The 14,796-nt window shown below is 34.6% G+C and carries 6 protein-coding genes and 1 pseudogene; 3 read left to right on the forward strand and 4 right to left on the reverse strand.

All coding sequences use genetic code 11. From position 1 onward, the window contains the following. Nucleotides 1–330: 330 nt before the first annotated feature. From BC781_RS11130 to BC781_RS11140, 3 genes are all read right to left on the reverse strand, one after another. Entirely contained in the window at nt 331–4,278 is a 3,948-nt protein-coding gene (locus BC781_RS11130; protein WP_109617568.1) for a two-component regulator propeller domain-containing protein, read from the reverse strand. Nucleotides 4,279–4,689: 411 nt separating this feature from the next. Next, nucleotides 4,690–7,836 carry a polysaccharide lyase family 7 protein gene (locus BC781_RS11135; RefSeq protein ID WP_109617570.1) on the reverse strand — a complete coding sequence of 1,049 codons (3,147 nt, stop codon included), beginning with the start codon at nt 7,834–7,836 and terminating at the stop codon, nt 4,690–4,692. Between the two features lie 518 nt (nt 7,837–8,354). Next, the gene (locus BC781_RS11140) at nt 8,355–10,031 is read right to left on the reverse strand and encodes a hybrid sensor histidine kinase/response regulator transcription factor (RefSeq protein WP_109617573.1); all 1,677 of its coding nucleotides are present in this window, start codon (nt 10,029–10,031) and stop codon (nt 8,355–8,357) included. A 272-nt stretch (nt 10,032–10,303) separates the two neighbouring features. On the opposite strand from BC781_RS11140, the gene BC781_RS11145 reads away from it, so the two are divergent. After that, complete coding sequence (locus BC781_RS11145) at nt 10,304–10,771, forward strand: hypothetical protein (protein WP_109617575.1); 468 nt, start codon at nt 10,304–10,306, stop codon at nt 10,769–10,771. Between the two features lie 267 nt (nt 10,772–11,038). After that, nucleotides 11,039–11,620: pseudogene (locus BC781_RS11150) on the forward strand (glycosyltransferase family 32 protein); the annotation flags it as partial. Nucleotides 11,621–11,704: 84 nt separating this feature from the next. Here the strand turns inward: BC781_RS11150 and BC781_RS11155 are convergent. Beyond that, nucleotides 11,705–12,220, reverse strand: coding sequence for a hypothetical protein (locus tag BC781_RS11155; RefSeq protein WP_109617579.1), 516 nt, complete (start codon nt 12,218–12,220; stop codon nt 11,705–11,707). A 242-nt stretch (nt 12,221–12,462) separates the two neighbouring features. Here BC781_RS11155 and BC781_RS11160 point away from each other — a divergent pair, with 242 nt between their 5' ends. Continuing rightward, a complete protein-coding gene (locus tag BC781_RS11160; RefSeq protein ID WP_109617582.1) occupies nt 12,463–14,790 on the forward strand; it encodes a TonB-dependent receptor in 2,328 nt (775 codons plus the stop codon). Nucleotides 14,791–14,796 lie beyond the last annotated feature (6 nt).

Raw genomic sequence — 14,796 nt, forward strand, 5'->3', positions numbered from 1 at the left:
AATATAAATAGTTAGACCAACCTTTTAAAGTTTATCATGAAACTTAATTCATATTCTTTAATCCAATTGATAAATCTCAAAATTTGTAATTGAGAAGGAGGGAAAAATAAAACAGTATCAAGTAATGTATATAGACTTCAAAAAATGGTAAACCGATAATAATATTAGGAATAAATTGAGTGTGCTTAGTATATCCTTGTCCATCAAGTTAGAGAGGTAAATTCACAGACTTATTCACCATCTATTTATTCGCTTCGCCAACAATTTCACTTTTAAGGTCAATAATAAAATTCCCTGCCCAAGTATACTCACTTGAACAGGGACTTCTTTTTATAAACATCGAATACCTACCACTGTAATGTCATCTCTTTGATTTTGCCTTTTCATAAAGTTTGAAAGCTGATTTTTAATAAGCGTTTCTTGCTCTTTCATAGGTAAATGAGAAACTAACTTAAGCAGTTTAAGAAATTCTAGTTTTCCAAACTTTTTACCTTCATGATTGTGCTGATCTGCAAAACCATCTGAAGACAAGTATAAAGAACCTCCTTCGGTTAAATCGAAATCAACAGTCTCAAAGGCTTTATTCTCTTTTGCTCCCCAACCGCCAATACTTCTTCGGGTACCTTTCACTACTTTAGGTTCTTCATTAAACTCTTCCATGATATAGATTTCAGACTTTGCTCCTGCAAAGCTGACTTTATATGTCCCCTTTTCTCGAACTTGAATTTTACAAAGTGCCAAATCCATTCCATCATCATTTTGCGACTCTTGCTGTTTGAGCATTTTCTTTAACTCTTTATGCATCAACTCCAAGATTTTTGAAGGCTCATAAATACGCTGTTCACCGACCAATTTGTTCAGAATTCCAAAACCAAGCATTGACATCAAAGCGCCAGGAACGCCATGTCCTGTACAATCTACAACAGAGACAAAAATTGTATTTTCATCGACTTTATACGTCCAGTAAAAATCTCCCGACACAATATCTTTGGGTTGATAAAAAACAAAGTAGTCTTTGAAAAAGGTGGAAAAGGTTTCATTACTGCTAATTAACGCCTCTTGTATCATTTTTGCATAACGGATGCTATCAACGATACTTTCATTTTTCTCTTTGATAATCTTGTAGGCACTAATATTCTCCAAAGAACTCGAAATATATGAAGCCAAAGATTCAGCTATTCTCAACTCACGAGTTGTATAATCTTCGCCCGAAGAATGTAACACAAATATCCCGATACATTCTTCTTTTCTGATTAGAGGGATATAAATCAACGTGCTTGGCATCTGAATTGAATGAGCAGTCCCTACTTCATTGAGCAATTTTGTTCCCGAAAGTCTGATTGACTCCTTCTTCTCATATACTTTATAGATCAACTGATGTAAAGGGTTATCACTCAAACTGATTCTGTTCTTTGTGATTTCTAAATTCCCATCCTTTAGGTATAGACGCAATGCATCTTTTTTTGAGGTATGAACGGCTATCCCAACTTGTTTTGCATGAATAGTTTGACGCAGGCCAGAACTCACTTTCGTTAGTAAATCACTGACATGTTGCTCCGCTACAACCTGAGTACCAATGTCACTAACTGTACTAAAATCACGATAGGTACTTTCTATTTGTCTATGCTGTTCTTCGATATGATTTCTACTAGATTCAATTTCCTCATTCAACTGTTTTAATTCTTCATTTTGAGCAATAATCTCATTCTGACGGCTCACCAATTCCTTCGTCCTTTCTTCAACTGTACCTTCCAAAACTGCCTTCTGTTGCTTTAACAGATTGACTCTTAACCTATATATACCGAATAAAAGACTCACCAAAGTAAAAAGCACAACTAACCTAAACCACAATGTTCTGTACCAAGGCGGAAGAACTATAATTTCTAATGAAGTTGGCGTGTCATACCATACACCATCATTATTTGCTGCAATGACCTCCAAGGTATATTCGCCAGCTGGAAGTGTAGTGAAATTCACATTTCTTCGGTTTCCGATTTCTTGCCAACCATCATCAATACCAATCATCCGATAGGCAAACTTATTTTTATGCGCTTGTGTGAAATTGGGCACAGAAAACCCTATCGAGATCATATTCTGATCGTGAGTTAGTACCAATTGATCAGACACTCCGATTGTCTGATAATTTTCTCCATCAAAAATGAGCTTTTGTTCTTGATTAGAAATCTTCAAAGAAGTAAAAAATACCTCATGAGCATTTGGGTTTTGTTTTATCTGACTAGGCTGAAATATATTTATACCTTCTGTTCCTGCCATCCAAATTGTACCATTCGTTTCGGTATGAACTGAGGGTGAAAAAAGACCATTTTGCAATCCGTGATATTCATCAAAGAAATGTGCCGAAAAGATAGAAGGCTGTCCATCCTTTTCTGTAAACTTTAACTTACAAACACCTTTGTTTGTTCCTAACCACAAAAAGCCTTGCTCATCTTCTACGATTGAATTGATTACATTTACATTCAACCCATTCTCTTTGTTAAAGATTAAGAATGTATCTTTTTCTCTGTCATAAAGATTTAGCCCTCCACTTGTAGCAATCCAAATCCGATCTTTTTGATCTTTGTAAATGTAGTTGATCAAAGTATGACTCAACTTTGCTTCATTACTTTCTGGTGTGTATTGTGTGATGTTGTAATCATCTTCAGAGTTAAATATCACCTTATTCAAACCGTACTGTGTACCTACCCAAACCTCATTACCTTTCCCACTTCGAACGCTTGTAATCAAATAACTAGACAAGCCATTTTCACCAGATCCTATTATACTATTTTCTTGTGTATTGACATTAAACCTCACTAATCCACCTTCCCACACTCCAATCCAAAGGTGTTCTTTACTGTTGATATCATTATCGAATGAAAAAGCTGTTTGCGCATGTATCCCTTCATGAATAGGTGCAATATGAAACTCCTTCTCATTTTTTCTCTTCCAAAATACCCCTGCTCCCCAATTTCCAATCCATACATTATCATTCTGATCTACAAATAAGCCTATTATAGCATCATTGACTAACTTTTGAGAAGGCTTTGCTTTTGAATGATAAAGGCTTGTTTTATTCTTATCGGCATCGAAATGATACACCCCAGTATTATCGACTCCTAGATACAAATCTCCATCGCTTGTTTTTGAAACAAATGTATTATTCCCAAACTTGATAGGGGTATTTCCTAGATAAGAAAAAGAACTAAACTTATTGGATTGAGGATCGGACATCCATAACCCTTTGTTATAAGTTCCTGACCAAATTCGATCCTCTTTATCGACTAGAATGTCCCAAACAGATAAGTCTTGGAAATCGTTATGTGTCTTATCGTATGTTACAAATCGTTTTTCATCCGTCTTATATTGAACAATTCCCCCATTTTCAAGTGCAACCCAAATATCACCATTACTATCAATATCTATAGCTCTTGCAGCATGATGCTTTAAGCCTGAGTGAGCATTATGAAAATGAGATACATTATCGAATCGGTATTCATTTTCACTTTTATAATCCAAGCTTATCAAGCCTCCATCAAGAGTAGCTATCCAAAGTCTTCCATTTTTATCTTCTGCAATATCTCTAATCCTATTCCCTGCTATTGTTTTAGGAGAAGGGCTTGCCCAAAAACGTGAAAACTGATTTTTAGATTCATCATAAACATTCAAACCATAAGGCGTTGCAATCCACATTCGTCCTTGCTTGTCTTCATGAAAATCCCAAACGTAGTTTACAGTCAACTTTGTTTCATCATCTAAATTTCCTTCATGATGAATAAACTTGTTTTCATTGAAATCAAAAATGCTAATCCCTTTATCTGTTCCTAGCCAAAGTCGTCCATGTCTGTCCTCTCCTATCTGACTAATGATATTACTAGGCAAAGTATTCGTATTGCCTTCCTCATGTTTCCAATGTTCAAAACAATCACACTCCTTCTGATACTTAAACAGTCCTCCCCAAGTAGCTACCCACAAATTTCCTTTTTTATCTTCATAAAGGTCTTGGATATTCCCATTTGTCAAAGCCCCTACAAGCTCTACATTGGGTTCATAAATAATGTTTTCTATACCATCAAATTTGTTCAGACCGTTATCCGTTCCTATCCAAATAAAGCCTTCTTTGTCTTGAAGAATTGAAGTAATCTGTGTGGTTGAAAAATTCTTCTTGATGTTTAAAAATTTGTATCCGCCAGTATGAGATTCTAGTTGAGCTTTTGATGTATGACTAAAACAGACTAAAGTCAGGAAAAGTACAAAAAAATAAACGTTAGTGTTTTTCATATTTGTGGTGATAGTTTATTGATATTACGCCTTAAACCAACTTCAAAACCTTAGCTAAAAGATGAAGAAGTATTCTCTTTAGTGTTAAAAAATATAGAGATTAAATATTAGGTTATATGGTATTTAAGCGACATTGAAGGGTATTGAAGTATTTTTGAAGTGTAAAAACAACGTAAAATATACACTTCAAATAAAATGAAGTATTTCAATTTTAACCCAATTCATAAACTTCACATTCAAACTTCGTAAGATCGTATTAGTAAAAATATCTATTTAAATAATCACATAAAGGATCATATCTAAATAGCAGATGCTTCGCTTTTTTCTCTAAAAAGTAAATACAAACCTTAGCTCAATTCATGATTGTTCATAAAAAAAGAGGCCACCCTTAAGCAACCTCTTTCTTAAAATTTATTTGATTAAGACCTTTCGAGTAACAGAACCATCTCGTCCTTCAAGCCTTAGAATGTAAAGCCCCGACACATAGTTTTCTGTATTTATCCGAACAGTATTTCCAAGATCAGATGAAGTAGATATCACCTGCCCTCTTCCGTTATAAATCACTAGTCTGTCATAGTCTGACGCACCCGAAATATTCAGAGAAGTTGTTGCGGGATTAGGGTAAACATTTACATCCTCCTCTTCTTGAGATAAAATGCTTGTTGCTATGCGCGCATTCGAAGAACCAAACACACTAAGCTCTTCAATACTTATCCATGAACCCGAATAACCACTAGCTCCAGTTACAGTAAGTCTTACATATCTTGCATTTACATTTGCGAATGAATCAGTAATTGGAGCTGAATTTGAGCCGCCTGTTGTATTGCTAGTTCGATCAACAATTGTTGAATAAGAACTACCATTTGTAGATACTTCTATAATGTACTGATAAGCTCTGTCTTTGAAACATACCACTTCTGTTCTATTGATTGAATAAACTGCTCCCAAGTCAATTGTAGCAGACTGCGAATAGTTTTCAGCAGACCATCGGCTATCGGCATCTCCATCTACCAAGTTTGAAGCTGGATTAGATGATTGTTCATTTGATGCTGAAACGGCTTTATTCAACGCTAAATTTGTTGTAGAACCCGAACCATTACTATGAATCGTTTCTGTCAATTCATTAAAATAAGCTGTGGCTGATCCTGTATCTTGTAAGTAGACGCCATTTTTCCAATAACTTGGGAATGTCCAGTAAGAGATATCCATATTTACGTACTCTGTACCATTTACAGAAACAGTCATACTTCCAGATGTAATTCTGATATCACAGTCAAAATAGCTACTAGGAACTGAACCCATATTGATATGACTTGTATTGGCTCCTCCTGCATCTGTTTTCACTGCAGCATAAAGTGTTCCGCCACTGCTGTACACTCTCAAGAGTGGTTTATTTGGGCCATTACCAACACCTTCGTTGGCATCATCATGAATTTGTAAAACAGTAAGTTGATCGCAAGTCTGTTCAGCGATACGTAGGTTTGCATGAAGCGTACGGTCTGTATTATTTGCGTACCAATTCGTCAAATATCTCAATTCAGCTCTTTGGCTCGTAGAAGCAGCATCTCTTGACTGAGAAAATGCGATTTCATCTGTATTCACCACATAGAATGTATTTGACGAGTAACCTGCCATTATATCCGAAGCAGTTGCCTCTGTTCCACTCAAAGGCGATTGTAGCTTACATTCAGCTAAATATGCTTGGAACTTAGCAATATCATAAGGTGCAGTTACATTGTTAGAAGTGACCGATACCACAGCAGTCGAAGTATAACCACCGTCGTCTGTAGTGACAGTAATAGTAGCGGAACCAGCCGACACCGCAGTAACTAAACCCGTTGAATTCACAGTGGCTACCGAAGTATTATTTGAACTATAGCTGACACCTTGGTTTGTTGCATTAGAAGGACTAACTGTCGCTGAAAGTTGTTGAGTTACTCCTTCAGATAAAGACAATGAAGATGAATTAAGTGAGACTCCAGATACTGATACAGTTGAATTTGTTTCCTCACCCAATACGCTCAACTCTTCCAAACTCACCCATGTTCCTGTATAACTAGCTGCGCCCGAAACCGTAATTTTTACGTAACGAGCATTTACTGCTGAAAAGCTATCTACAATCGGAGCACTGTTTGAACCTGGAGTAGAATTATTGCTTCTGTCTACAATTGTTGTATAAGAACTACCATTTGTGGATGCCTCAATAACATACTGATAAGCCCTATCTCCATAACAAACTAACTCGGTACCATCAATCCTATAAACAGCTCCCAAATCTATGGTAGCAGATTGTGGATAACCTGAAACAGACCATCGAGTATCTGGATTTCCATCTACCAAGTTTGCAGGAACATTTGTACCATCTGGGGTACCTGTTCCTGTTACAGATTTATTAAGTGCTACGTTTGATCCTGTAGAAGCAGCTCTCACAGTAATAACACTACTATCTGTAAACCCACCATCTGTAGTCGTTACCGTGATTGTAGCTGTACCTTCTGAAACTGCTGTGACTAAACCCGTAGAACTTACTGTTGCTACGCCAGTATTACTTGAGCTGTAGCTTACGCTTTTATTCGATGCATTGGACGGTGCTACTGCTGAACTAAGTTGCTCATTTCCTCCTACGGTTAAAGAAGCCGTTGCTGGACTTAGTGATACGCCTGTGACAGCCACATTTTGTCCAGTATCACCGTTATGACTTACTGTAAAATCATATACATAAACCTCTCCGTAGTTATTTGGGTCATCCGTATCGCTTCCCTCTCTATCTGCATTACTTTGTGTATAATTTCCTACTTTAAAGTAAGTCTGGTCATAATTTAGATTCATCACATAATCATTTCCACCATCTCTTACCAAATAAGAAGAAGCCGTACCATTGTTGTATGCATTTAACAGATTTCCATCTTCACTATAATAGCAGTAATGTAAACCATCCTTCACAAGAAAGATCACCTCATGAATATCACCTAAATTATAGTCTGTTTTGATCGTTAAATCCTCTCTGAGTTTTCCACCATTAAATGATAAGAAAAGATGAGAACCTTCTAATCGCATTACCATAGAATCATCTATACCATCAGCTTTATTTCCATGAATTTGGGTTGCGACCAAGTGAGGTTTATTTATCGGTAAATGTGTAATGGCTTGTTTTACATAAAGCATATGGCTTCCTTCCGTTGTCCAATAAATATCTTTACTTCCATCAGCCTCTCTTTCTCTCAACTCCGACCTGATATAACTAGAGTTTGGTGTAGTTCCATTGTTACTTCTTATTGGAGCATAAAAAACAATGGCATCACCTGCATTATTTACATAGAAATACTCATTGTTAGGTTCTCCACAAAGGGTTTTATCCTCTGCCCCATCTGGATATGTAATTTTCCATTGGTTACAATTTATCATTAAGTCGGAAGGAACTTGTGCTCTTAGTTCTGTTGAAAAACCAAGAAATAGGGTCAGTGTTAGGCAACTGAATAGTTTGAATAGGGATTTCCCTTTCAAAAATGAAGGTATAGCAGCATACCTAAAATGTGAGACGAGTAATCTTGTCTTCATAATAGTGTTTTAGTTTTTTAAAAGAAAAGAATAAAGTGTGTATGCGTATTTCGAACCAAAATCAATATCAAAAACATGTCGTTGCTTTATGAAATCTTTGGAGTGGCCAATCCCTCGATTATGACGATACTGATAAGTGAAAGAAGAATTAAGTTCTTGAGTTTTTACGCTGTTATGAGCAATAGGAAATCATTCCTTTTAAAGCTCTTTTCATTGTGTGTTGATGTACCATTTTTAAAAGAGTAAAGTCAAACATCTTTTAAGGTGAAAATCATATAAATGTGTATTCGAAAATTAAAGTGATTATTACACTTATTTCTGATTAAGAACAAATCTATAGGCTCCTCCAAAAAAAAGAGGATAAAAGGAGAAAATATTGGGATTCCTAGCGTTACAAAAAGGGGATTTAATCGTTACAAACCGACCTTAAAAGTATTTAAAGGGCTATTTGAACGTATTTTTCAATTAAATAAAATGTCGATTAAAGCATGGCCATAGGAATCAAAATATAAGTGTAATTAAGTGTTCTTTCTCTGATTATTGAGGTAAGTAGTTGGCGATATTCCGTATTCTACTTTAAAGCATTTAGAAAAATATTTGGGATTTAGAAAGCCAACTTCATAAGCTATTTCTGAAATATTTAGCTCACTAGAGTTCAAGAGTTGAGCAGCTCTTTTTAAACGAACTGATCGGATAAAATCAGAAGGTGATTTACCTGTAAGTGAAGTTATTTTTCTGTAAAGCTGTACACGGTTTATATCTAAAGCCAAACTGAGTTCTTCTACACTCAAATCCGTTTTTGAAATGTGCTGTTCCACATATTCCAAAGCCTTTTGCACCAATTGTTCATCAATGCTTGTAATGGAAACTTCCGTAGGTTCAGCAGCTATTTTTTTACTGAAAGCTTTCTGCAATTGATCACGTTGGGTCAACAAACTTCTGATTCTTGATTCCAATACCTCAAAGTTTAGCGGTTTTGAAACATACTGATCTGCCCCGCTCTCAAAAACTTGTACTTGGTAATGTTCCTCTGTTTGAGCTGTAAGTAATATGATGGGGATATGAGCTGTTTTAGCATCACTCTTCAGCTTTTTACAAAGCGTATTTCCATTCATAATAGGCATTACAAAATCACTAATAATTAAATCGGGCTGTTCTCGAATTGCTTGTTCAAAACCTTCCTGACCATCTGATGCTTCAATGATTCTGTAGTTTTCTTTCAGACTGGTTGTCAAAAAAAAGCGAAAATCGTCATTGTCTTCTACAACTAAAATCAGAGGCGTTTTTCTATTGTGTTTTATACTTGACGAAACCTCAATATCATTTTCTGATGGAGCTAAAATAGTCGATTTCACATCCGTTTGCTCATATTCCAAAGGTAAACGAACAATAAAACAACAGCCTTCTCCAATCTTACTTTCAAGCTCTATCGTCCCTTTATGAAGTTCTACATATTCTTTTGTGAGCGTTAGTCCCAAACCATAATCTTCCTTCTTTTCAAGTAGATTAATTGTTGTTGACTGATTGAAAAGCTTATTCAAATGTTCGGTCTGGATTCCTATTTCACTGTCCTTGAGTTTTAAAGTTAATGATGCTCTTTCAATATGTAATTCAAGAGAAACTCGCCCAAAGTCAGGTGTATGCTCAAAAGCGATAGAGATAAGGTTATATAAAATCTTATCAAACTTATTGTAGTCTAGCAGACAAACACACTCGCTCTCATTAGTTTGAAAAACAAAGTCTATATTTTTTGATTTTGAAAGTACTTCAAAAGAACTCACTCGCTTTTCTGTAAATTCTACAAGGTTTGCTAAAGTCTTGTTTAACTCTAGTTTCTCCGTACCAAACTTCTGAATAGCTAATAGTTGGTCTACTTGCTGCTGTAAGCGTTTCGTGTTTTCAGAAATCAGTAAATGTTGCGTATCCTTCCCATTTTTAAAATTAGTTTTCAATAGCTTATCCAAAGATGACATCATCAAACCCAACTGTGTTTTGAGTTCATCATTGACATTCTCATACAAACCAATTTTAAACGTATTGAGATCATGTTCTTTTTTCTTTTTCAATAGTTGCTGTCGCATTCTCCACATCAAAAACAAACTGATTATTAGTCCAAAAGTGAAACCTATAACACCCCAAGGCATAGCTGTATTTAGAAGAATTGAATAGGAAAGTAAAGTAGTTATGATATACATCTCGATATACTGTGATAGTCTATTTAAGGAGTAATTGAATTGTAGTTGTCTGTAATTTTTAGTTAAACTAATCAAAGTGTAAAAAGTACATCTAATAGAAATATGTAATAAGATGACAAAATTGGCTGTAAAGATTGAACAAGGCTTTTAAAGTGGTGATGGAGGGATATTCTACTATACAGATTCATCGATGAATCATATAAAAATCTTCATTGAAAATAATTTTAAGATCATTGATGTTTACTTGTTAGTAAGCATAAAACTGATCATAAATGATGAATAAATTGAAAGCTATATTTCTGGGAGTTAGTATCCTTACCATAATAGGTTGCCAAAATCAAGCGAAGGAAAATAGAAATCCCAACGAGCGATTAAATGTAGTTGGTCATTACGTTTCGGAGGGCTATAAAAATCGTGATAAGGGCTATGATTGGATTGCCGTATCCGTATCTGAAACAACGAATAATAAACTTGAGATTAAAATCCGTTCAAGGGCCGATAAGAAAAAACCTACTTGTACACTAGATGCTATTGCTGAAAAGGTAAATCAAAATACCTTCCAAACCCCGATAGAAGGAAAAGCTATTCTATTTCAATTTTCAGATACTGAAATGAGTATTTCTACAAATAAGAATGAAGATACAGAGCTATTGAACTTCTATTGCTCAGGAGGAGGAAGCTTAAAAGGTATATATAAAAAAATTGACGGTATGCTCGACCAAACACAACTCGATAAATAATAAAACTGACTTTCAAAATATTAAACATACAGGGTAGCATTTGTGAATGCGTTAATTAACGTTTAAAGTCTCCACGAATTCTACTCTTCCTTTTTTCATACCTCAGTTACATATTCAAATATTTATTAATCATTTTACTTAAATTGCGATTTGACTAAGATGTACTCAGATGGCAATACCTAAAGTTATTTATCAAACTTACAAACATTCCAAGCTTCCACTCCTTACAAAATGGCATATTCATAGGCTTAAGAAAAAAATCCTGAATATGATTATCAATTCTTTGATGATGAAAGAGTAGATCAATTTATAAAGAATGAATTCAGCCCAGAAGTATATCAACTTTTTAAAAGAATTAATATTGGAACTGCAAAAGCTGACTTTTTCAGATATGCTATTCTGTTCAAAAAAGGGGGAGTGTACCTTGATATTGATAGCCTAATTCCTGCCAAGTTAGATTCGTTTATCTCGCCAAATGATAGTGCTGTTATCGCATTAGAAGGTAATCAAAGATGCTATGTTCAGTATGCGTTGTTTTACGAAGCTGGGCATCCATTTCTTGAAAAAGCATTAGCGCATATCATTGAAAACTTAAAGCATAATAAATATCCTTTTGACGTGCACCTCATGACAGGACCTACAGCGTACACAAAAGGTATTCAAGAAGCACTTAGGTCAGCACCTTCTACCAGTTATAAACAGCTTGGTACAGACTACGAAAAGAAAGTAATGTTTAGCTACCCAATGAGTAAAACGGTATTATATGGTTTCAGAAGAAAAAATCATTGGAGAACATTAGCCGAATCCACACCTGTTTTAAAAGCTGAAGAAGAGTTTGAATTAGCTTAATAGTTCATATAATCATCAAAGATATAGCCATAAAAAAGGGAGCTTTTCAGATAGAAAAGCTCCCTTCATTTTTTTATATTGATTTCATCTCCTTGATTTTCTATTTTCTTCAAGATGTGCTCTATATGATTGCATACTTCCCCATTCTTCTATTATCAAGTCATATATTTTTGGTGATAGCTCTTTTAGAAGTACAGTATTGTCATTTTCAAAATTTTCCCAAAACATCATATACTTCTGATGATTTTTTTCTCGTAAATCATAGTTCGCTTTAAAGATATTATAACTGCCAAAAGGTTTGATTCTCATCTCATACATCAAGGAGTCTGAAGCAATCAGTTCATTTTGAGTTGCGTTTTTTCTTAATAATTCACTAAACGATCTATTACGTTTAGAAAAATCTTGTCGCTCGTTATAAAACTCTTTGAAGCTTTCAAAGCTCCCATACTTTTCAACAATTTTTTCATAACTCGTAAAGCGTATTTGAGTATAGCCTTCGTTTACTAAAAACTCTTCGTAGGCTTGTTGATCCAAATTAATTTTCTCATTACAGGCAAATGAAAAAAGTAATAGATAAAGAGATAGTTTAAATAGTTTCATTGTTAGGAAAGTTTAATGGCTAACATCTAGCCATGAATATAGTATAGCTATTTTAAATGTAGATTTAACTTAAACTTATTTAATTTTATTTATAATTCAACAACACTATGATACAACTCTTTACAAACTAGCTCTAATACAATCAATTATACTTTATTTAAAATTATTCTAAATAATTTGTAAATGTTAATATTAATCATTTACATTTGTGGTGTTATTTATAATAAGTTTAAATAAATATAGTGAAACAGCTTAAATTATTACTTTTTACTCTACTGCCAGTACTTACTTTTGCTCAAACAGGAAATATTAAAGGTTCTATTTCGTTTGAAAAAGAAGCTGCTATTGGAGGTTATGTAAAATTAGAAAACACCAACTTCCAAACTGTTGTAAGCAATGATGGCTCTTTCAAATTGAAAAATATACCTTATGGAGAGTATCGACTTCTAGCATCTTTTGTGGGTGCTCAAGAGTACACTCAAGTTATACTTTTGAATAAACCACAACTGAACATAAACATAGATTTACAAGCAAGTATAGATGAACTTTCTACAGTAACAGTAGTCGGTAAATCTGAAGCACAACTAAAGAAAGAAGAATCAATCAAAATCGAAAGTATTCAGATTGGTAAAGTAGTAGGGCAAGTAAAAGACATTAGCCATGCTATTGATCGAATGACTGGAGTAAGAGTTCAAAGTTCTGGCTCGATGGGTGATCGAGCTCAAATTTCATTGAATGGATTAACAGGTTATGCTGTCCGTACTTATAAAGATGGAATGCCATTTGAGTTTCTGTATCCTTCATTATCTCTAACCAACATTCCTTTAGTAAACCTTAAACGTATTGATGTCTATAAAGGCGTCGTCCCTGTAGAAGTTGGTAGTGATGCTATGGCTGGAGCTGTAAACTTAGTTTCTGACTATAAAGATTTTAACTTCTTCAATACATCTTATTCTATTGGTTCATTCAATACACATCAGTTTAGTGCTACAAATAATTATGTAAGCAATAATGGCCTTATTTTTAATACCACGGTAGCCTATAATTATTCAGCTAATAATTATAAAATGACAGCCGATGTGTATGATCCAAACACCTATACAGAAGAAGAAAAGGAAATTGAACGATTTCACGATGCTTATCAGCTATTTTACACTGATCTTTCCTTAGTGGTAAAGTCAAAGTCTTGGGCTGATTTATTTAAACTACAGCTCAACTACTCAGATGTTTACAAAGAAGCTCAAAATGGAGTTATTCTTGGCAATACACCTTATGGTGAAGCTTTCTACGAGTCTGACAACTATAACTTCAATATATTATATCAAAAAAAGCTCACAGATAAGTTAAAACTGAATAATGACTTCGTATATGCCCACGAAAAACTATTCACACATGATACCTCTGTTTATGTCTATAGTTGGGAAGGGAAGGTTGTCGATATTGACCCTGAGAGAAAAGCTGGAGAAATCATTGATGAACCGATATTGTCCAGAAGATTTACAAATAGTATAGTAGACCGCTTTAGCCTCCAATACCAACTTTCTGATCATGATCTTTTCTCAATTTCGTTGTTATATGCCGATCAAAGTATTCATGGCAGAGATGAGATGAAGCCCATAGAGGAAGACCCACTTCAAGACACCCAATCTTTACTCAAAAATATCAGTGGTATTGAATATACCCGAAAGCTATTCAATGAACGATTAAAGTTACAGTTAGCGGGAAAACACTACTACTATAAACTAGAAGGTATAGATCTTTTAGAAAAAAAAGTACTGGAAGAAAATGATTACTATGGGTACTACGGAACCTTAAAATATCAGATAACTGATCAATTTTTTGTTAGATCTTCTTACGAAAAAGGAGTTCGCATCCCAAACCTATACGAAGTATTTGGTAATGGATTAAACGTAGTACCTAATGGAAACTTGGAACCAGAAAAAAGTGATAACCTTAATTTGGGTATCAACTACAAAAAAGTTATTTCAGACGCCTTTAGTTTCGCATTTGACCTAAGTGCTTTTATCAGAGACCAAAAGGATCTGATATACCTTATCCCTGATCGAGACATTAGCAACTATGAAAATCAGAGAGGAGTTGAAGTTAAAGGTACTGAAACAGAACTGACCATCAACTTTTTGAAGAAGTTCAGATATTCTGCAAATCTTACCAAGATGCAAATTCTGATTTCAGAGATCAATGACGGTAATATTTCAAATAATTGGGAAGTAGGACAACCTTTCCAAAATAGACCGACATTCTTTACCAATCAAAACCTTGAGTTTAGAGAAGAGGGGCTTATTAATAAAGAAGATAAACTTAGGCTTTTTATCAACTACAAATTTGTAGATACTTTCAACTACCTAAGAGAAGGAAAAATTAGAAACGATGACAACTGGGTACCGACCCAACATCGAGTAGATATTGGCATAAGCTATACCTACAATAGGTTTAATTATACAGCTAATATTTACAATCTGCTAGACGGTGAATTATATGACTTGTATAGTGTCCCGAGACCTGGCAGAAACTTCAATTTCAGAATTGCATACAACTTGAATAATTACTAAGCATAA

The organism is Sediminitomix flava (assembly GCF_003149185.1).
Classification (GTDB): domain Bacteria; phylum Bacteroidota; class Bacteroidia; order Cytophagales; family Flammeovirgaceae; genus Sediminitomix; species Sediminitomix flava.

What these genes read in the sequence shown, in the direction of transcription:
- BC781_RS11130 (WP_109617568.1), bottom strand. Translation starts at nt 4,278, where the DNA reads ATGAAAAACACTAACGTTTATTTTTTTGTACTTTTCCTGACTTTAGTC.
- BC781_RS11135 (WP_109617570.1), bottom strand. Translation starts at nt 7,836, where the DNA reads ATGAAGACAAGATTACTCGTCTCACATTTTAGGTATGCTGCTATACCT.
- BC781_RS11140 (WP_109617573.1), bottom strand. Translation starts at nt 10,031, where the DNA reads ATGTATATCATAACTACTTTACTTTCCTATTCAATTCTTCTAAATACA.
- BC781_RS11145 (WP_109617575.1), top strand. Translation starts at nt 10,304, where the DNA reads ATGATGAATAAATTGAAAGCTATATTTCTGGGAGTTAGTATCCTTACC.
- BC781_RS11155 (WP_109617579.1), bottom strand. Translation starts at nt 12,220, where the DNA reads ATGAAACTATTTAAACTATCTCTTTATCTATTACTTTTTTCATTTGCC.